This is a genomic window from Echinicola rosea (assembly GCF_005281475.1).
Classification (GTDB): Bacteria; Bacteroidota; Bacteroidia; order Cytophagales; family Cyclobacteriaceae; genus Echinicola; species Echinicola rosea.
The window spans coordinates 3,923,586-3,941,717 of sequence record NZ_CP040106.1 but is presented as its reverse complement, the minus strand read 5'-3'; the positions used below and the strand labels follow the sequence as shown (position 1 = coordinate 3,941,717).

Annotated in this window: 17 protein-coding genes; 12 read left to right on the top strand and 5 right to left on the bottom strand. The window is 43.3% G+C overall.

From position 1 onward, the window contains the following. The first annotated feature begins 303 nt into the window (after window positions 1–303). From thiC to FDP09_RS15580, 6 genes are all read left to right on the top strand, one after another. Window positions 304–2,175 (top strand): phosphomethylpyrimidine synthase ThiC, encoded by a 1,872-nt coding sequence (thiC, locus tag FDP09_RS15605; RefSeq protein ID WP_137403562.1) that lies wholly within the window; start codon window positions 304–306, stop codon window positions 2,173–2,175. Then, window positions 2,175–2,765, top strand: a complete 591-nt coding sequence (locus FDP09_RS15600; RefSeq protein WP_137403561.1) for a thiamine phosphate synthase — start codon at window positions 2,175–2,177, stop codon at window positions 2,763–2,765. Before thiC ends, FDP09_RS15600 begins: the two co-directional genes overlap by 1 nt. Window position 2,766: 1 nt before the next feature. Beyond that, window positions 2,767–3,414: a thiamine phosphate synthase gene (locus FDP09_RS15595; protein WP_137403560.1), complete on the top strand. Its 648-nt coding sequence runs from the start codon at window positions 2,767–2,769 to the stop codon at window positions 3,412–3,414. Further along, a complete protein-coding gene (locus FDP09_RS15590; protein ID WP_137403559.1) occupies window positions 3,395–4,162 on the top strand; it encodes a thiazole synthase in 768 nt (255 codons plus the stop codon). The genes FDP09_RS15595 and FDP09_RS15590 overlap by 20 nt, the downstream gene beginning before the upstream one ends. Then, window positions 4,155–5,279 (top strand): 2-iminoacetate synthase ThiH, encoded by a 1,125-nt coding sequence (thiH, locus tag FDP09_RS15585; RefSeq protein WP_137403558.1) that lies wholly within the window; start codon window positions 4,155–4,157, stop codon window positions 5,277–5,279. The genes FDP09_RS15590 and thiH overlap by 8 nt, the downstream gene beginning before the upstream one ends. Before the next feature lie 170 nt (window positions 5,280–5,449). Further along, window positions 5,450–6,409: an aldo/keto reductase gene (locus FDP09_RS15580; protein WP_137403557.1), complete on the top strand. Its 960-nt coding sequence runs from the start codon at window positions 5,450–5,452 to the stop codon at window positions 6,407–6,409. Window positions 6,410–6,568: 159 nt separating this feature from the next. Here the strand turns inward: FDP09_RS15580 and FDP09_RS15575 are convergent, their stop codons facing one another. After that, on the bottom strand, window positions 6,569–6,985 hold the full coding sequence (locus FDP09_RS15575; RefSeq protein WP_137403556.1) for an OsmC family protein: 417 nt from the start codon (window positions 6,983–6,985) through the stop codon (window positions 6,569–6,571). A gap of 167 nt (window positions 6,986–7,152) precedes the next feature. Here FDP09_RS15575 and FDP09_RS15570 point away from each other — a divergent pair, with 167 nt between their 5' ends. The 3 genes from FDP09_RS15570 to FDP09_RS15560 all read left to right on the top strand — a co-directional run bounded on the left by FDP09_RS15570 (window position 7,153) and on the right by FDP09_RS15560 (window position 9,773). Then, window positions 7,153–7,548 (top strand): group III truncated hemoglobin, encoded by a 396-nt coding sequence (locus tag FDP09_RS15570; protein ID WP_137403555.1) that lies wholly within the window; start codon window positions 7,153–7,155, stop codon window positions 7,546–7,548. Window positions 7,549–7,703: 155 nt separating this feature from the next. Next, window positions 7,704–8,381, top strand: coding sequence for a response regulator transcription factor (locus FDP09_RS15565; protein ID WP_137403554.1), 678 nt, complete (start codon window positions 7,704–7,706; stop codon window positions 8,379–8,381). Window positions 8,382–8,501: 120 nt separating this feature from the next. Further along, the gene (locus FDP09_RS15560) at window positions 8,502–9,773 is read left to right on the top strand and encodes a sensor histidine kinase (RefSeq protein ID WP_137403553.1); all 1,272 of its coding nucleotides are present in this window, start codon (window positions 8,502–8,504) and stop codon (window positions 9,771–9,773) included. An 803-nt stretch (window positions 9,774–10,576) separates the two neighbouring features. Here FDP09_RS15560 and FDP09_RS15550 read toward each other — a convergent pair. Continuing rightward, window positions 10,577–10,873, bottom strand: a complete 297-nt coding sequence (locus FDP09_RS15550) for a hypothetical protein (protein ID WP_137403551.1) — start codon at window positions 10,871–10,873, stop codon at window positions 10,577–10,579. 583 nt (window positions 10,874–11,456) lie between these two features. On the opposite strand from FDP09_RS15550, the gene FDP09_RS15545 reads away from it, so the two are divergent. Beyond that, complete coding sequence (locus FDP09_RS15545) at window positions 11,457–11,903, top strand: PepSY-like domain-containing protein (protein WP_137403550.1); 447 nt, start codon at window positions 11,457–11,459, stop codon at window positions 11,901–11,903. A 63-nt stretch (window positions 11,904–11,966) separates the two neighbouring features. After that, on the top strand, window positions 11,967–13,097 hold the full coding sequence (locus FDP09_RS15540; protein WP_229683451.1) for a porin: 1,131 nt from the start codon (window positions 11,967–11,969) through the stop codon (window positions 13,095–13,097). 537 nt (window positions 13,098–13,634) lie between these two features. Here the strand turns inward: FDP09_RS15540 and FDP09_RS15535 are convergent. Both FDP09_RS15535 and FDP09_RS15530 read right to left on the bottom strand, forming a co-directional pair. Beyond that, a complete protein-coding gene (locus tag FDP09_RS15535) occupies window positions 13,635–15,101 on the bottom strand; it encodes an SLC13 family permease (RefSeq protein WP_137403548.1) in 1,467 nt (488 codons plus the stop codon). A 340-nt stretch (window positions 15,102–15,441) separates the two neighbouring features. Then, window positions 15,442–15,699, bottom strand: coding sequence for a hypothetical protein (locus tag FDP09_RS15530; RefSeq protein WP_137403547.1), 258 nt, complete (start codon window positions 15,697–15,699; stop codon window positions 15,442–15,444). A 310-nt stretch (window positions 15,700–16,009) separates the two neighbouring features. Here FDP09_RS15530 and FDP09_RS15525 point away from each other — a divergent pair, with 310 nt between their 5' ends. Further along, the gene (locus FDP09_RS15525; protein WP_137403546.1) at window positions 16,010–17,218 is read left to right on the top strand and encodes a phytanoyl-CoA dioxygenase family protein; all 1,209 of its coding nucleotides are present in this window, start codon (window positions 16,010–16,012) and stop codon (window positions 17,216–17,218) included. Window positions 17,219–17,493: 275 nt separating this feature from the next. Here FDP09_RS15525 and FDP09_RS15520 read toward each other — a convergent pair whose 3' ends face one another. After that, complete coding sequence (locus FDP09_RS15520) at window positions 17,494–18,093, bottom strand: tetratricopeptide repeat protein (RefSeq protein WP_137403545.1); 600 nt, start codon at window positions 18,091–18,093, stop codon at window positions 17,494–17,496. Window positions 18,094–18,132: the final 39 nt, after the last annotated feature.

Genomic DNA, 18,132 nt, shown 5'->3' with positions numbered 1-18,132 from the left:
TTATCCCCAGAATATGTATTAGTCTATCTGCGCCGCGACGCACAAGTATTGCAACCTGAAATTGCTTCCAAATCAGCCGCTTTACTGTAGTTTTCGGTGCTATCTGGCAGCATGAAAGTGGAGCAGAATCGGTGCTGCGCCCATTCCTCCAAACCACCTGATTTTCTTGCACTTTCAGCTCTTCCTGACTTCCATCGGGAAAGGTCATTACGATCCCTAATGCATAAATCGGGTTAAACTTTCAAAAGACTCTTGGGAATCTCCATAACAATAAAACTTTACACAACCTTACTAACATAAAACATGAAAACGCTCAGTCAAGAGAACATCAAGTCCTACATTACCACAGATCCATTTCCCAATTCCAAAAAGGTGTACGTAGCAGGTAAACTACATCCCATCAAAGTCGCCATGAGGGAAATAGCATTACACGACACAGTTTCCCATCTGGACCGCCATGAGACAGTAGAAAAAAATCCTCCCGTGACTGTTTATGACACCAGTGGCCCGTATACCGATACCAATGTACAAATAGACGTCAAAAAGGGACTCCAGCGACTTCGAGAAGAATGGATACTGAACAGTGGGGATGTAGCGCAGCTCGATAGACTTACTTCAGCATATGGACAGCGTCGATTGGACAATCCTGCACTAGACAAGTTGCGTTTTGACTTGGTAAAAATGCCCTATCGGGCCAAACCTGGAAAAAATGTCAGCCAAATGTATTATGCCAAACAAGGCATCATTACCCCGGAAATGGAATACATTGCCATTCGGGAAAACCAGCGTATCGCCGAGCAACAAGAACTTACCAAACAGCATCCTGGTGAAAATTTCGGTGCCAACACGCCTAAGGGCATGATCACGCCGGAATTTGTCCGGGATGAAGTGGCTAAAGGAAGAGCTGTGATCCCCGCCAATATCAACCACCCTGAAGCGGAACCCATGATCATCGGGCGTAACTTTTTGGTGAAGATCAATGCAAACATTGGCAATTCAGCCATAGGTTCGAGTATTGAGGAGGAGGTCGAAAAAGCCGTCTGGGCATGTCGCTGGGGAGCGGACACCATTATGGACCTTTCCACCGGCAAAAACATCCATGAAACCCGAGAGTGGATCTTGCGCAATAGCCCGGTGCCCATCGGTACGGTGCCTATTTATCAAGCTTTGGAAAAAGTAAATGGAAAGGCCGAGGACCTTACTTGGGAATTGTTCAGGGATACGCTCATCGAACAGGCAGAGCAAGGAGTGGATTATTTCACCATTCACGCAGGAGTATTGCTCCGTTATGTTCCGATGACCGCCAAAAGGGTCACGGGGATCGTTTCCCGAGGAGGATCCATTATGGCCAAATGGTGTCTTGCCCATCATAAGGAGAATTTTCTCTATACGCATTTTGAGGAAATCTGCGAAATCATGAAGGCTTATAATGTCACCTTTTCACTTGGAGATGGGCTCCGTCCTGGATCCATCGCCGATGCCAATGATCCAGCACAGTTTGCGGAGCTGGAAACCTTGGGTGAGCTGACCAAGATCGCTTGGAAGCATGATGTGCAGACCATCATCGAAGGCCCTGGCCACATTCCGATGCACATGATCAAAGAAAATATGGACAAACAGCTGGTAGAATGCGGGGAAGCACCGTTTTACACCTTGGGGCCATTGACGACCGATATTGCTCCTGGATATGACCATATTACGTCAGGTATCGGGGCTGCTATGATCGGATGGTATGGCTGTGCGATGCTTTGCTATGTAACACCCAAGGAACATTTGGGCCTGCCCGAAAAGAAAGATGTCAAAGATGGGGTAATTACCTATAAAATCGCTGCCCATGCAGCAGATCTGGCGAAAGGTCACCCAGGTGCGCAATACAGGGACGATGCTTTGAGCAAAGCCCGTTTTGAATTCCGGTGGGAAGACCAGTTTAACCTCTCCTTGGATCCAGATACTGCCAGGTCTTTCCACGACGAAACATTACCGGCAGATGGTGCCAAAATCGCTCACTTTTGCAGTATGTGTGGCCCAAATTTCTGTAGCATGAAGATCACACAGGATGTTCGGGATTATGCCGATAAAAATGGTCTTAATGACCAGGAGGCCATCGAAGAGGGAATGCAAAAAAAAGCAGAGGAATTTTCTGAAAAAGGAGGAGAACTCTACCTTAACCAATAATGAAGCTGATCGCAATCAGTTCTCCGGAAAAAGAAAAAGAGGAAATCAAAACCATGGTCCAGCTTTTGGATCATGGTCTTTACCGCTTGCACATACGAAAGCCGGGATGGTCAGAAGGGCAGATGGAGGATTTATTGGCACGAATACCTGCTGGCTATTATCCGAAAATTTCCCTTCATGAGCATCACTCGCTGGCAGATAGGTATGCATTGGGTGGAATTCACTTCAAGGGCGACTATCCTGTGCTCCAGCGGGAGGGCATGACCAGTAAGTCATTTCATCGACTGGAGGCTTTGGAGGACATGGCCAATAGAACCTTAAGCTATGCTTTTATCAGCCCTGTTTTTGATAGTATTTCCAAACCCGGCTATCACCAAGGCTTTCCCCCTCATAAGCTGCGTGCATGGACAACTGCCCACAAGCATAATCTGCCTTTTCAATTATTTGCCTTAGGTGGAGTGACACCTGGAAGATTGCCCTTTCTTCACGCCGCAGGTTTTGACGGGGCAGCGATTATCGGAGGAATATGGAGCGGAAAAAATACTGCGGAGCGATTAAAAAGGTTCTTGAACTATAAAAATAACCCCTGAAATGAGCAAAATAAGTTCGCTACATTATATCACGCCAAATCTTGACCATCCCAAAGACTATTTGGATGCTATTCATTCCTATTGCGAAGCAGGAGGAAAATGGGTACAACTGAGAATGAAGGCATTTCCGAAGGCGGTCATTCTCCGAACGGCATTTGGTGCCAAGGAAATTTGCGATGAATTTGGATGTTCCCTGATCATCAATGACCATCCAGAGATTGCCCATAAATCCGGTGCATTTGGTGTCCATGTAGGCAAAAAAGATAAAGCTGTTCAAGACATCAGGGAGCGGTATGGTAGCCGGTTGGTAATTGGTGCGACTGCTAATACCCTGGAAGATATCCTTGCCGTTGCCAATGATGCCGACTATATCGGGCTGGGGCCGTTTCGTTTTACCAGCACCAAAAAAGATTTAAGTCCAACACTGGGAATAACTGGTTATCAAAGCATTATACCAAAGGTAAAAAACGTATATCCAGCCCTTCCAATCATTGGCATTGGGGGAATCGTTACGGAAGATTTCCCGTCACTAAAAGCAAGCGGTTTAAGTGGTGTAGCCGTCAGCGGACTGCTTCATCAAAGTAACCATCCACAAGAACTCATTAAAGAAATCCAAAATACATTCGATTATGTTGACTATCGCCAATAAAACATTTACTTCTCGGCTCTTCACAGGAACCGGTAAATTCCCAACCTACCAATCCATGCAGGACGCCTTGGAGGCATCTGGGTCCGAACTGGTAACGGTGGCACTAAGAAGGGTAGATGTCAAAGATAAAGACGATGATATGTTGGCGCACTTGTCCCATTCGCGCATCAATTTACTTCCGAATACTTCAGGTGTGCGGACCGCTAAAGAAGCCGTATTTGCTGCGCAACTGGCCCGAGAGGCATTAGGGACCAATTGGGTGAAGTTGGAGATTCACCCCGATCCCCGGTACTTGATGCCTGATCCAATAGAAACCCTTAGTGCTACCGAGGCATTGGTGAAGGAAGGTTTTGTGGTATTGCCCTATATCCACGCTGATCCTGTCCTGTGCAAACGACTGGAAGACGCTGGAGCATCCGCAGTAATGCCACTTGGATCGCCCATCGGCAGCAATAATGGGCTCAGGACCCTAGACTTTCTGAAGATCATCATCGAGCAGAGCAATGTGCCGGTGGTGGTAGATGCAGGGTTGGGCGTACCATCGCATGCTGCCCAGGCCATGGAGATAGGGGCCGATGCGGTATTGGTAAATACGGCCATTGCGGTAGCCCAAAATCCCGTGGAGATGGGAAAGGCTTTTAAAATGGCCGTCGAGGCAGGTAGAATGGCATTTGAATGTGGCCAAGGTACCGTCAGTGAGCAAGCAAATGCAAGTAGTCCATTAACTGAATTCTTGTCATATGAATGATTTTAGAGACCTATTATCCCAATATCCACCAGAAAAAGTCCATCAAGCGTTGGCGCATGTTACACCGGCCAGGGTAGAGCAGGCCCTGGCTAAAAAGGAGAGAGACCTCGAAGACTTTTTGGCGCTGGTTTCCCCTGCTGCAGCGCCCTATCTGGAAGGCATGGCGCAGAAAAGCCGCCAATTGACACTGCAGCGGTTTGGTAATAATATGCAGCTTTTTGCCCCCCTTTACCTTTCCAATGAATGTCAGAACATCTGTACGTATTGTGGGTTTAGCTTGGACAATAAGATCCCAAGAAAGACGCTTTCTGACAAGGAAATCATGAAGGAAGTCGAAGTCCTTAAAGGAATGGGCTTTGAGCATATTCTCATCGTGACGGGTGAAGCTAACAGAACGGTAGGTGTGGATTACCTCGAACATGCCATCCAGCTGATCAAACCTCATTTTGCCAATGTCAGCATGGAAGTGCAGCCTCTTGATCAAGATGAATACGAGCGATTGATAAGAAGTGGCCTTCACAGTGTTTTGGTCTATCAGGAAACCTATTACCGTGAGACTTACAAGATCCATCATCCCAAAGGTAAAAAGTCGAACTTTGACTATCGACTTGAAACACCGGACAGGCTTGGCAAAGCCGGTATCCATAAGGTGGGAATTGGTGCTTTGATCGGGCTGGAGGACTGGCGGGTAGATAGTTTTTACACCGCAATGCATTTACGCTATTTGGAAAAGAAATATTGGCAAACGAAATATGCGATTTCTTTTCCACGGCTGCGGCCCTTTTCAGGTGGACAGGAGCCCAAGGTGGCCATGAACGACAAAGAACTCGTGCAACTGATCTGCGCATATAGATTGCTGGACCCAGATGTAGAGCTTTCCTTATCCACCCGCGAAACAGAACATTTCAGAAACCATGTGATCAAACTGGGCATCACTTCCATGAGTGCAGGATCCAAAACAAACCCTGGAGGTTATGCTGCTGGCAAGGAATCCTTGGAGCAATTTGAGATCTCGGATGAGCGTAGTCCTGAGAAAATTGCAGGTCTATTGAAAAGCCAAGGTTACCAACCGGTTTGGAAGGACTGGGATCCTGCTTTACAAAATACTTTTAGGTGAAATTTAGGCAATCTTGGCAGATGTTTTGCATTAGTAATATGTCAAAAGGGGATTTGATATAAAATGATCTTCCGAACTTTTGTTTTCAAATTACCCTTAAAAAAAGGTATAGTTAATTACCTTATCAAAAGTTTTACTTTCATCAATTATTATCAAAATCAACTAGCGATATGAATTCACTAACTTTTAGTAACGGCGATAAAATGCCCATATTAGGCTTGGGCACTTGGCAATCCAAACCAGGAGAAGTATATGAGGCAGTGTTAAAAGCCATTGATGTAGGATATCGTCATTTTGACTGTGCATACATTTACAAAAACGAGAAGGAAATAGGAGATGCCTTTGCCAAAGCTTTCGCGGACGGCACAATAGAAAGAGAGGATATTTGGGTGACTTCGAAGCTTTGGAATGATTCACATAAGAAGGAACATGTCCAACTTGCTCTGGAAAATACGCTTAAAGACCTCCAGTTAGATTACCTGGATTTGTATTTGGTACATTGGCCACTGGCTCTGAAGCATGGGGTGGATTTCCCTGACGCTAAGGGAGATTTCGAAAGCCTCGATAATATTCCCCTATCGGAAACATGGAACGCGATGGAAGGGCTCTTGGATACAGGAAAAGTAAAACATATTGGTGTTTCCAATTTTAAAATCAAAAAGCTCAAGGAAATCCTTGTCAACGCCAAGGTGAAACCTGAAGTTAACCAGATCGAAATGCATCCCTTTTTGCCGCAGCAAGGATTGGTGGATTACTGCCAGCGTGAGGAAATCCTACTAACAGCTTATGCACCCCTTGGTGCTGCCTACAGAACAAAGGGACAAGGAGGCGTAGATCTCCCGATTTTATTGGAGCATGAAGCTGTCAAATCCATTGCCAGTAAACTTAATGCAACGCCTGCTCAAGTAGTTTTGACTTGGAATATGCAAAGGGGTATCTCAGTGATCCCCAAGTCGGTAACCCCTTCAAGGATTGAGGAAAACTTTAAGTCAAGCGTGTTGACCTTAAGTCAAGAGGAGATGGATAAGCTCAATCAACTTGAAGGTCCCTATCGATTTACAGATGGCAAGTTATGGACAGCACACAACAGTCCTTATGAATATTCGGATTTTTGGGAGGAATATTCCTGATTTTCCATATAACGAGCATATCCCTCAGTAGGGAATAAAACCAAAAATCTCACGGAAATCACATAAAATGTAATCCGTGAGATTTTTTTATTTCCCAGATTGTGGAAAGGTTATTGAGCGTTCATTTTGCGGTATCCATATTTGAATTGAATTCCGGATTTATCCCAATTTGGCATCCATGGTAATTTCCGTATTGAAAAGAGCGGAAACAGGGCAATTTTCCTTGGCGTCTTTAGCAGCTTTCTGGAAATCATCCGAGCTGATGTCTGGAACTTTTGCGCTAAGATCCAAATGGACATTGGTGATCTTTCCGTCTTCCATAGTGACTTTGGCCGAAGTGTCAATGTTTTCTGCAGTAAAGCCCATTTCGTTGAGCACAAAACTTAGCTTCATCGAAAAACATCCTGCATGGGCAGCACCCAACAGTTCTTCAGGGTTAGTACCTTTCTCATCTTCAAAGCGTGACGTGAAGGAGTATGGGGTCTTGTCCAAAACATTCGTTTCGGTGCTGACCGTACCTTTACCTTCTTTTCCACTGCCTTTCCAGTTGGCTGATGCATTTCTTGAAAATTTCATGTTATTAGTGATTTTTTGGTTAAAAACTATATTTATTATCGAAGCAATCTTCTTACCAAGATACTTAAAACTAAGCACGAATAATCACCCGCAGCCAAATTAAATCAAAGCAATCAATTTATGGCCTGGTATTTTACAGCTTACCTGCTATGCTGTAACTTTGTGGTATGACAAAGCAGGATATTAGCAATCGGGAAGATGTAGAAAAACTGGTGCATACATTTTATGGACAGGTAAGGCAGCATCCCAATTTAGGGCCTATTTTTAATGGTATTGTAACCAACTGGCCCGAACACTTGGAAAAATTATCGGATTTTTGGGAAATGATCCTGTTAAATTCAGGCCCGGGCAGGAATAAATTCAATCCACTGAAGGCACACAAAGAAGTGGATCAGAAAACAGGGCAGGGGCTTAGCCAAGTACATTTTGGTAATTGGCTGGAATTGTGGTTTACTACCTTGGATATGTTATTTGAGGGAAAAGTAGCTGACCATGCAAAAGAACATGCTAGAAACATGGCCAGTATCCTGTTTTTGAGGATTTATGAAGCGCGGGACCGCTAGCTAATTTTGAGGGTTAATCATTTTCTACCAACAGTAGATACTTTTCCAAACCTAGTATTGGACTAAACACCGTAGTGTTACTTTAATCCTTAAATTATGGCCTGTTAGTAACATTATTCCCATATCTTTCCAGAATTAAACAAGAGGTTTACAATGTGAAAATCTTAGCAATAGAAGACGAAAAGGAACTCCTAAAAGCGATTAAAAACTCGCTTGAAAAGGAACAGTATGTCGTGGAAACAGCGGAGGAATATCATGAGGCGCTGGATAAGCTTTTTGTTTACGACTATGACTGCATTTTATTGGACATCATGCTGCCAAACGGTAGTGGATTGGAAATATTGGAAGAGCTTAAAAAAGCAGGCAAAAGTGGAAATGTTATCATTGTTTCTGCAAAGGATTCCCTGGACGATAAACTGAGAGGCTTAGGCCTAGGGGCGGATGACTATCTTACCAAGCCATTCCATCTGGCAGAGCTGAATGCTCGCGTCAAGGCCGTATTGCGCCGGAAGCAATTGGACGGAAAAAACACCGTCGAATTTGGCAATGCGGTGCTGGATTTGGGCAACCGAGAGCTGCGGATTGGCGGAGAGCTGGTGGTACTAAACCGTAAGGAATTTGATATCCTAAATTACTTTATGCTCAATAAAAATCGGCTGGTAAGCAAAACAGCCCTTGCTGAACATGTCTGGGGAGATCATACCGACCAGGCGGATAATTTTGATTTCATCTATTACCAGATCAAAAACCTCCGGAAAAAACTGCAGGAGGCTCAGGCCAATTTGGAAATACAAGCGGTGTACGGAGTAGGCTATAAGCTTGGTGAATCATAAAGGATGCTTTGCTTTTGAAAAATTCTATAAACAATATTACCGATACCCACCAACTTAACGACACTGGCCTCGGCTTAAACCCGGAATCAAGGTCATAGAATCCCAGTAAACGACCATTTAATGAAATTACTGAACCAGTCGCTCGCCTATCTTTCCATTTCCATTTTGCTGATTGTCAGCATCTGGTCGGTGGTTTTTTATGCCAATATGCTGGATGAGATTTATGACAGCATTGACGATGGGTTGGCCAACTATAAGCTACTGATCATCAATAAAGCCGCGGAAGACAGTACTATATTTTCAAAAAATGAATTTGGCGAAAGTAATTATGCCCTATGGCCCATCGATAAAAGCGAGGCAATACAGGTAAAAGACAGCTATAAAGATACGCTGATGTACATGCTTGATGAAGACGACAAGGAGCCGGTAAGGATGTTGACCACGGCCTTTGAGCATGAAGGGCAATATTACAAATTGGAGGTGATTTCTTCCATGGTCGAAGAAGATGACCTTATCGAGGATATGTTTTGGGCGATTTTTTGGCTTTATCTATTGCTGATCATCAGTATTTTACTCATCAATAATATCGTCCTTAAGAAAGTATGGAGGCCGTTTTACGATTTTTTGGAACAGATCAAGAACTTTCGAGTCAATAAAGACTCGCCACTTCCGACGATGAAAACCCGGACCAAGGAATTTCTAGAACTGAAGCATTCTTGTGATCAGCTGATCAACCATACGTTGGATGCTTATGCCGACCAAAAGCAATTCACCGAAAATGCCGCACACGAGCTGCAAACACCGCTTGCTATCATCATCAATAAGCTTGAGTTACTGGTGGAAAAAAACAGTATGGAGAACTCCGATGCAGAAATGATGGCTGAATTGTTACAGATTACCTCACGAATGACACAGCTAAACAAATCACTTTTACTGCTGAGCAAGATCGAAAACAAGCAATTTTTTGACAACCAAGCAATATCCTTTAACGAGTTGGTCGAGCAAACCATGATCGACTTTGAGGATTTTGCTTCCTTCAAAGAGGTGCTGGTCAAAATGGAAGCAAGTCAAGAAGTAACCGTTACCATGAACAGGATGCTGGCCAGTACTTTGATCAATAACCTGATCAAAAATGCCATCATCCACAACCAAGCAGGAGGAGAGGTCATTATTCAGCTACAGCAGGGGAAATTAATCATCCAGAACACGGCCAACAATGGATCACTGGATGCCAAACGCATTTTTAAACGCTTCTACAAAAATGGCCAGAGTCAGCAAAATACTGGATTAGGGCTATCCATCGTAGAAGCGATTTGCAAACTTTATGGCTTTGGTGTGAGCTACCAGTATATCGAAGGGAAGCATAGCTTTTGTGTTGAACTTGAGGTGTAGGAACAGGGCAAACGCGTTTAGAGGTTGGAAGGGGAGCAATTTTCGTGTAGGTATAGCTATCATCCGTGTCGCTGGCAGTCCTTCGGGAGATTCAGTACCGCATAAGCTCCTGCGGATGAATCCGCAGGTTACAAAATTTATCTTGCTGCTGGCACTTTGCCCCGATTTGAACATTGGTGACCGCAGTAGCCTATCTTGCCGAATAGCTGGGCTGAAAGCATGATGAGTTGATTTGGATCGCACAAGCCGTCGCAGCTATCTCTAGTTCCGCATTTGAAATGCCTCCTAGCAGTAAAGCCCCCAGAAATATGGCTTGATCCCTGATAAATGATTACACACAAAAGGGTAAGTTCCGTAAAAACGGCAGATATAAATGCAAATAGGAACATTTTTTAATGCATTTGCCATAGGTGTAGAAAGAGGTATTGGGGGATTTAATTTTTCTATTGACAAAAAACACCTATTAATTAAAGATTTAAATAATACAATATAAGTATATAATTATCAGTGTTTTAAAATATTTTACACTTTATAAAGAATCGCTTTATTCAATACTGACCCTTTTTTCTGAAAAAATGGCTCTATATGGATTACAGTGGGTAGAAAATTTTATCAAAAATCCCGGTGATTAATCATTACCTAGTAAAATAGCCCCTAGGACATCATCCGCCTAACAGGTATTGGGGGTGAAGAAATTAAACAAGCGGGCGGAAAAAGGCCAGGCTTTTTGACGAAATGGTGGGAAAAATGGTTGTTGGAAGCTAAACACGAGGAGTTTGCCTGCATGTGGGAGATTTTTTTTTCTATTTGACCTTAACTGTATGGCTTTGGCCATTTTGGTGGATTTTATCCTTTTCCTTTTTTCCATTGATGAAAAAAGAAAGAAAAAAATCCAGGCCGGTGGTATGCCCTTTAAAATGGGACATGGATTTCCCCTGCGACGTGGATCCGTCACCCATTTTAATTTCCACCCGATGGCTACGGCCTAAAAGCGAGTGGGTCTCGCTGTTCCACGACGCGAGCCAACTCCCTTTCTTAACGGCCTGCACCATTGGCTGGAAAACAGGCATACCAAGGGCCGTCAAAAGGAAGCGATACATTTTTGGGACTTATTAACTGAATTCGCCTTGCAGGTATTGAGCGTTAAGAAATTAAATAGCGGGCGGGCAAGAAGGCAGGCTTGTTTGACGAAAGGCTGACCAAAAAGAATGTTGGCGGCTAGAAAAGGATAACCTGGCTTTAGACAGGAGGAGTTTGCCTGCATGGGGGGTAGGCTTTAATTTTAGCCCAATAGATACACACCTGTGCGCCGTGGCGTAGCGGCGGTTTTTTTTGGTTACTTTTTCAACCTGAGGCAAAAAAGTAACAAAGGTAAAGAGGTAAAGACCATCTTGGAATTTAGAAGAAAAATAATAGAACCAATATTTCCCAATTCACACTAACTAAACGACATTGATAAAACGGGTTAAAGGAGCCATTTCACTGAAATTTAACCATCTATCATAATACTTACCCACACTAAATCATATAGAACCAAAAAAATAAGGTGTTAGCTTACCAGTGATTTATTTTGTCAGCATCAAGCGAACGTTCGCAGATTTTTTCCTATCCTGTGCAGCGATTCCCAATTCTTTCCATATTCGAACAGTTGATTTGTGGTATAAACAAAAAAAGGCTATACCCATGAAAAAGCACATCTTATTATTTATCGTAGTTGGGGCATTTACCGCTACCTTGACCAATGCTCAGGACATTGTCCAAAAACAAGTTCCTTCTGTAATCCTGAACAAATTCCACAGCGATTTCCCTGCTGCCAAGGACATGGAATGGGAAATGAAAGGCACACAGTACCAAGTGGAATTTGAAACAGGCTGGTGGACAGAGCATGAGGTTTGGTATTCTGCTGAAGGAGAACAAGTGAAGCATGAGGAAGAAATCACTACCAAAGATCTTCCCAATGCCGTAAAAAGCACTGTTTCCAAGCAATTTGAAGGCTATACTATCGATGATGCCAAAAAGATTACAGAGAATAAAAAAAGCATTTACCTGCTGGATTTGGATAGCCAGCGACAAGACTGGGAGGTGGTGATCGACCCAAGTGGCAAAGTAGTCAGTCAAAGAGCCGATTAAGCAACGCATATGAAACGACTACTTTTTCTACTGGGCATGTGCTTATCACTTAGCACATGCTTAATGGCACAGAAAGCGGAAGATAGTCATCAAAAGTGGTATGAAAATATCCACATTGGTGGCTATCTCCAAGTGCGGTACAACAAGCTATATGAAAGCAATTCCGATTTAAATTGCGAACAATGTGATGAAAATTGGGGTGCTGAGGGTGGGGGACTTTCCATTCGAAGGATGCGGTTCAAAATTTATGGCCAAATCAGTCCCCGGGTGTTTTTATATTTCCAACCGGATTTCTCTAAATCCATCGGGGAAAACATCCACGTAGCCCGCATTAAAGATGCGTACATGGATATCGGATTGGATACGGAAAATGAATACCGCCTACGCATTGGGCAAAGCAAAGTGCCTTTTGGTTATGAAAACATGCAATCGAGCAGTGATCGACTCCCATTGGACAGAAATGATGCCTTGAACAGTGGCGTTAAGGATGAGCGGGACTTGGGGATATATTTTTATTGGGCACCAAAGGAAATCAGACAGTTGATGAAAACACTAAAGCCCTACAAGCATTCGGGTGATTTTGGGGTCTTTGCTTTTGGCATCTATAATGGGCAAACGGCCAACCATCCGGATGAGAACAATTCTTTCCATGTGGTATCCCGGTTTTCCTATCCTATCCAACTGGGCTCAGGGCAAATCATAGAACCGGGCATCCAAGCGTATTCGGGAAAGTATGTTCTTCCTGAAGTAAGTGATGGTGTAATCGCCAAAACCAATCATGAATACATCGATCAGCGAATAGGAAGTTCTTTTGTCCTTTATCCAAAACCATTTGGTATCCAAGCAGAGTACAACATGGGGCGGGGGCCTGAATATGATCGATCCTCTCAATCTATAAAGATAAAATCACTCGATGGAGGATACATCACTGCATCTTATTTAATGTCTGTTGGAGAGCAGGAGCTTATCCCGTTTGTCCGGTACCAGCATTACGAGGGGGGCAAAAAGCACGAATTAGATGCCCGAAGTTATTCCGTTGACGAAACGGAAATTGGAATCGAATACCACCCTTTTGAGCATTTTGAACTGGTTACGGTGTACACGATGGCAAATCGGCGGTATGAAGATTTTGAACGACCGCATAACCATCAAATGGGAAACTTGATTAGGATCCAGGCACAAGTGAAGTTTTAGGAAAGAGGCATCAAAACTTGATCGAAGAGTAAGACATGAGATAGATGGAACGGTTGTGCTGGGGCTCTGTCCCAGCACTGAGTCTCTGACGCTATTAAGCTGCTCCAGATTAGTAACCCTGCCAGTTATTACCATATTTATTAATGAAAACTAATTATTGTCGTTCGAGTAAAGATTTTAGAATTGAAAAAAATCTTTCCAAATATGCCCCTAAATCCCCTAAAGGGGACTTTCTTATTACCCATTCAAAGAACGGGTAGTTATACGAAATCAAGTAACTCTTATCTGTTTTCATTTAAAGCTACTTTTTCGGCGTAATTGAAATTTAATCGGACGACAATGAAAACTAATAGTAATTGGGTCAACACTAATTCGGGAAGTACAAGAAGACAGTCGCATGATATAAACGAGAACGGTTGGTCTGTGGGCTGTGCCCCGTTGCCAGTAAAATTGAGCCACTAACTCAATATAAATTAGACTATTTAAATAAATGATTTTCAATACTTTATATACTTTACATTATAGTTGAATTTAAGCTTAAAAAGGGTACGCCTTTAAGTCAATTCCCCACAAAAATGGCATGATGTAATAAACAAATAAAGTAATGAAAAAGATGGAAAGAATATTCATCCAAAGCCCCGCTTTGGCCATGGCAGGAATGGTCAAATAGCCAGAGCCAAACACCACTGCATTGGGAGGCGTGGCCACGGGAAGCATAAAGGCACAGCTTGCGGCCATCGTGGCGGCTACCATCAGCCCATAAGGATGAACACCTAAGGCCAACGCCACGGCTCCTAAAATCGGAAGTAGCATGGAGGCAGTGGCCACATTGGAAGTGATTTCGGTGAGAAAATTGACGGAAGCGACGATGATCAGGATAAAGAACAAGAAATGGATACCTTGCAGTGCTTCAAAATGGCCGCCCAGCCAAGCAGCCAAACCAGTTTCCTTAAAGCCTGCAGCAAGCGAGAGTCCGCCTCCAAAAAGCAATAAAATGCCCCATGGGATATTTTCAGCCGTCTTCCAATCCAACAAACGCTTTTTCCCTCTTGCAGCGGGAATCATAAACAAAGCAATAACGCCAGCAAGTGCAATAATGGTATCATTTAAAAAGGGGAGAAGGTCCTGCAACAAAAAGACCCGGCTGATCCAGCAAAAACTAACCAACATAAAGACGATTAAGACCCGTATTTCGGGCTTACTTATTGTTCCCAAGGCGGTCAGTTGACGTTGAATTTCAGCTTTTCCTCCGGCCAGGGCCATATTTTTAGGAAAAGGATAAGCTATGCTCACCAAATACCACCAGCAAATCCCCAAAAGGCCTATGGAAATAGGAAGGCCGACCATCATCCATTCGGCAAAGCCAATTTCAATCCCATAAAGTTCTTTGACGATCCCGACAAATACAATATTTGTGGGCGTGCCAATGATGGTAGCCAATCCACCAATGGAAGCACTATAGGCAATACCCAACATCAAGGCCTGACCGATCATTGTATCCGAAACTTTATCGTTTGTAATGCCTTCAGCCAGTTGGTGGACCACCGCAACAGCAATGGGCAGCATCATAAGGCTCGTCGCTGTGTTGGAAATCCACATGGACAAGAGGGCAGTGGCCAGCATAAACCCCAACACTATAAATCGCATATCCGTCCCAATGAGGCTGATGATAGAAAGCGCAATGCGCTTGTGAAGGTTCCATTTTTCTATGGTCACCGCGATCATAAAGCCACCCATATAAAGCAATACCTTCGGGTCGGCATAAGGAGCGGCAGTATCATCCATAGGTAGCGCTCCGGTCAATGGCAACACCAACAACGGCAGGAGCGCGGTTGCTGCAATGGGAATAGCTTCCAAAATCCACCAAATCGCCATCCATATGGCGAGGGCCATAACGGCCAAAGCTTCCTGCGACAATCCATCAGGACGGTAAAAAAGGATAACTAATATAAAAGCCAATGGCCCCAGCACTAAGCCAGAACGCTTCCATAGCAAATTGTTCATAAAATCAGTTAGGACGTTTATAGCCAGCTAGCAAAATCAACAGGGCTTTGGATAAAATACATTTATCCAATTATAACAAATCTTAAGGAGTTTTGACGGCAATCGAAAAAATTTGTACAAAAGATACATCGCTAGGTTAAACATGAAACCATGACAAGGACATCCTCAATACCATTGGGCGTTTTTTGGCACTACAAAAATAGAAAGAGGAGCAGGCCAGGAGAGCCATAACCACTGGGATTTAGGGGAACAGATTTTGTTTATTTAACATAATATAAATTATATAACAAATATCAACGTGTTATTTAACATAAGAATTATTACATGTATTGAGGCTAATTTAAGACAACACCACCCTGGACTCTGAATACAAATCAAATGCAGCTACCAATGCTTCCTGGCCTTTGTTATGGGGGTATTGCTCATACTCGTTTAGTTCTGAGCGCTCCTGGATATAGGCTGGCTGATATACTTCTTCTACCACATTCCAAATAATCAAAAGATAATTATAGCTGATTTTCATGTGTCGCCCTTCTTGTAGCCAAGATTGAAAAAGTGATTCGTCCAGTGCTTGTGGATAATCCGTGCTGTCAAACATATCATTTATTAATGAGTGTGAATTATACCCGAAATTTACTCAAGCCCATTCACAGCACAAACATTATCCACATCAAATCTTTCATCATAAAAGTAATTTCATTGTGGAATAACCTAAGTTGAATTTGACATCCTTCGACTTCACTCCGGATGATCAACTCCTTGCACTGTATTTAAGATGAAAAATTGCAAATAGTAATTAGCAATATTTATATTAATATCATTTTAATTATCATTAAATACATTTTATTTAACGTAAAAACCTTGCGTGAACACTTAAATATTCTTTTTTTTACCTAAAGTAAACTAACATGGCAGCAAATAAATATGCCTTAATACGTTATATAACCATTGACAAATGCCTAAAGGACAGGCAACGAAAGTGGACGTTAAAGGACCTGATCGCCGCTTGTTCTGAGGCAATATGTCATTTCGATGGTGTGGACAAAGGAGTAAGCAAAAGGACCATTCAAATGGACCTGCAGCACATGCGCAGTGAGGAATCAGGGTATAACGCTCCTATCGTGGTCTCAGAAAAGAAGTTTTATAGCTATGAAGACCCTGCTTTTTCGATAACTCACATCCCTCTAACTGCCCATGATCAAGCTAAACTGACAGAGTTAGTGGAAACGCTTAAACAATATCAGGATTTCACTTTTTTCAAACGGTTAAGTGGATTGGTCGAGGAACTGGAAAATGGAATTGCAGCGATAAATAATCCCGAGCCTTCTTCTACAGTACTTGACAGGGATAAAATGCAGGCAGCCGTTACGGATGAGCAGCCTTCGTCTCCACTCAATAGGCAGCGATTGACTGCACTGGATTGGAAATTACATGAGAGAGGTTCCTATGTTTTTCCCCAAATTTATGCTCAGAAAGAAATCAAGATGATCACTGGCCTGATCGTGGAGCATCAAAAGAAAACCTCCTCCAATCGTCCGTCTTCATTGACCAAATCTCTATTTCAAGAAATACCTGAACTCTCACGGTTGATATTCAATGAACATTTAACCACAATCCTAAATGCAGTGGATATTGATCTTTTTGTGACCAAAGTAGCTCTTATTGACTCCCAAAGCAATTTAAACGTACGTTGGCACCAGGACACCACCATCGATGTAAAACACAAAGCGCAATTGCCCGGATTTGCTGATTGGCGTGAATCAGCCGGTTATTTCAAGGTCTGTCCTCCGTCCCAGATATTGAAAAACGGACTGATCGTGAGGATCCATTTAGAGGAAGCGTTTGAGGAAAAGGGTGCCATGGAAGTATTTCCAGGGACACACCAAGAAAAGAAGACTAATGACCAAATCCAGTTGATGGCTTCCAAACGACTGCCAACCATCGTGGAAGTCGATGCAGGTGGCGTTCACTTAATGCATCCCTTATTGGTACACCGCTCTCCAAAACAGTCCCCTAAAGATAAGACCAAAGTTATCCAACTAATACTCCACTCCCTAAACCTCCCCAATGGTCTTACGTGGGCCGAAAAACATGAAATTGGAATTGAACTCAGATAAACCGTTGCTTAATATGGATCAAGCGGAAAAGTTGGGAACTGCCAGTTAACTTAAATGAAAAAGCCCCCGACACATAAAAATGCCATAAAGGCCCAAAGGCACCAAGTGCATGTTGGGCCTGCATTGAAAGATTACACTAGACCATGTCAACATTCGTCTTCCAATAAATATTGCTTGATCCCTTATTATTCACTTAAACGGTGGCTGAGTGGAGCCGAAGCCACAAAAACAAAGGCCTAGGATTTTCACCTTAGGCCTTTGTTTGAGCAGATGACTTACTTACAGTATTTTTCCATGGCCGATTCGGCTGGTGCATAATTAAGCGATACGGCTTTTTTGAAGTCCGTACAGGCACTGCGTTGTTTTTCGGTCGCATATTTAAGTACTCCGCGATAGTAGTATGCTTGACCAAAATCTTTGTCCTTTTCGATCGCTGCAGAATATTCTTTCATCGCTTCTTCGGTACTACCGATCTGGTGAAGTGCCCTGGCTTTCATGAAATTGGCCATGGCAGGCGCCCCCGGAAGTGCCGTAGCGTATTCGGCATATAGCAGTGAGCGTTCGTGGTTACCTTCCTTTTGATAAACGTTGGAAAGTGCCATAAGAAGCTTAATATTTTTGTCATCCTGCTTGTATCCGGCTTCAAAATCGGCCTTGGCACTTTCAAGGTCACCTAGCTCTTCATATGCCCGGCCCCTACTGTACAGTGCATTTACATTTTTTGGCTTGGTGGCCAGTTGATCCGAATAAGCAGCAATAGCCTCTTGATAGTTTCCCTCGTTAAAGAGCGTGTCGCCTTTGGAAGTTCCACCATTTCCACATCCCGAAAAAAGGGCTGTACAGATGCACAGCCCCAAAATTGATTTCTTAATCATATTCCCTTGTTTGTTTTGTCCTAATTATCCACCCATTTT

Excerpts from the sequence above, each read along its gene's own strand:
- thiC (WP_137403562.1), top strand. The coding sequence starts at position 304 with ATGAAAACGCTCAGTCAAGAGAACATCAAGTCCTACATTACCACAGAT.
- FDP09_RS15535 (WP_137403548.1), bottom strand. The coding sequence starts at position 15,101 with ATGAACAATTTGCTATGGAAGCGTTCTGGCTTAGTGCTGGGGCCATTG.
- FDP09_RS15525 (WP_137403546.1), top strand. The coding sequence starts at position 16,010 with ATGGCAGCAAATAAATATGCCTTAATACGTTATATAACCATTGACAAA.
- FDP09_RS15580 (WP_137403557.1), top strand. The coding sequence starts at position 5,450 with ATGAATTCACTAACTTTTAGTAACGGCGATAAAATGCCCATATTAGGC.
- FDP09_RS15520 (WP_137403545.1), bottom strand. The coding sequence starts at position 18,093 with ATGATTAAGAAATCAATTTTGGGGCTGTGCATCTGTACAGCCCTTTTT.
- FDP09_RS15570 (WP_137403555.1), top strand. The coding sequence starts at position 7,153 with ATGACAAAGCAGGATATTAGCAATCGGGAAGATGTAGAAAAACTGGTG.
- FDP09_RS15550 (WP_137403551.1), bottom strand. The coding sequence starts at position 10,873 with ATGTATCGCTTCCTTTTGACGGCCCTTGGTATGCCTGTTTTCCAGCCA.
- FDP09_RS15595 (WP_137403560.1), top strand. The coding sequence starts at position 2,767 with ATGAGCAAAATAAGTTCGCTACATTATATCACGCCAAATCTTGACCAT.
- FDP09_RS15600 (WP_137403561.1), top strand. The coding sequence starts at position 2,175 with ATGAAGCTGATCGCAATCAGTTCTCCGGAAAAAGAAAAAGAGGAAATC.
- FDP09_RS15575 (WP_137403556.1), bottom strand. The coding sequence starts at position 6,985 with ATGAAATTTTCAAGAAATGCATCAGCCAACTGGAAAGGCAGTGGAAAA.
- FDP09_RS15530 (WP_137403547.1), bottom strand. The coding sequence starts at position 15,699 with ATGTTTGACAGCACGGATTATCCACAAGCACTGGACGAATCACTTTTT.
- thiH (WP_137403558.1), top strand. The coding sequence starts at position 4,155 with ATGAATGATTTTAGAGACCTATTATCCCAATATCCACCAGAAAAAGTC.
- FDP09_RS15545 (WP_137403550.1), top strand. The coding sequence starts at position 11,457 with ATGAAAAAGCACATCTTATTATTTATCGTAGTTGGGGCATTTACCGCT.
- FDP09_RS15590 (WP_137403559.1), top strand. The coding sequence starts at position 3,395 with ATGTTGACTATCGCCAATAAAACATTTACTTCTCGGCTCTTCACAGGA.
- FDP09_RS15540 (WP_229683451.1), top strand. The coding sequence starts at position 11,967 with ATGGCACAGAAAGCGGAAGATAGTCATCAAAAGTGGTATGAAAATATC.
- FDP09_RS15560 (WP_137403553.1), top strand. The coding sequence starts at position 8,502 with ATGAAATTACTGAACCAGTCGCTCGCCTATCTTTCCATTTCCATTTTG.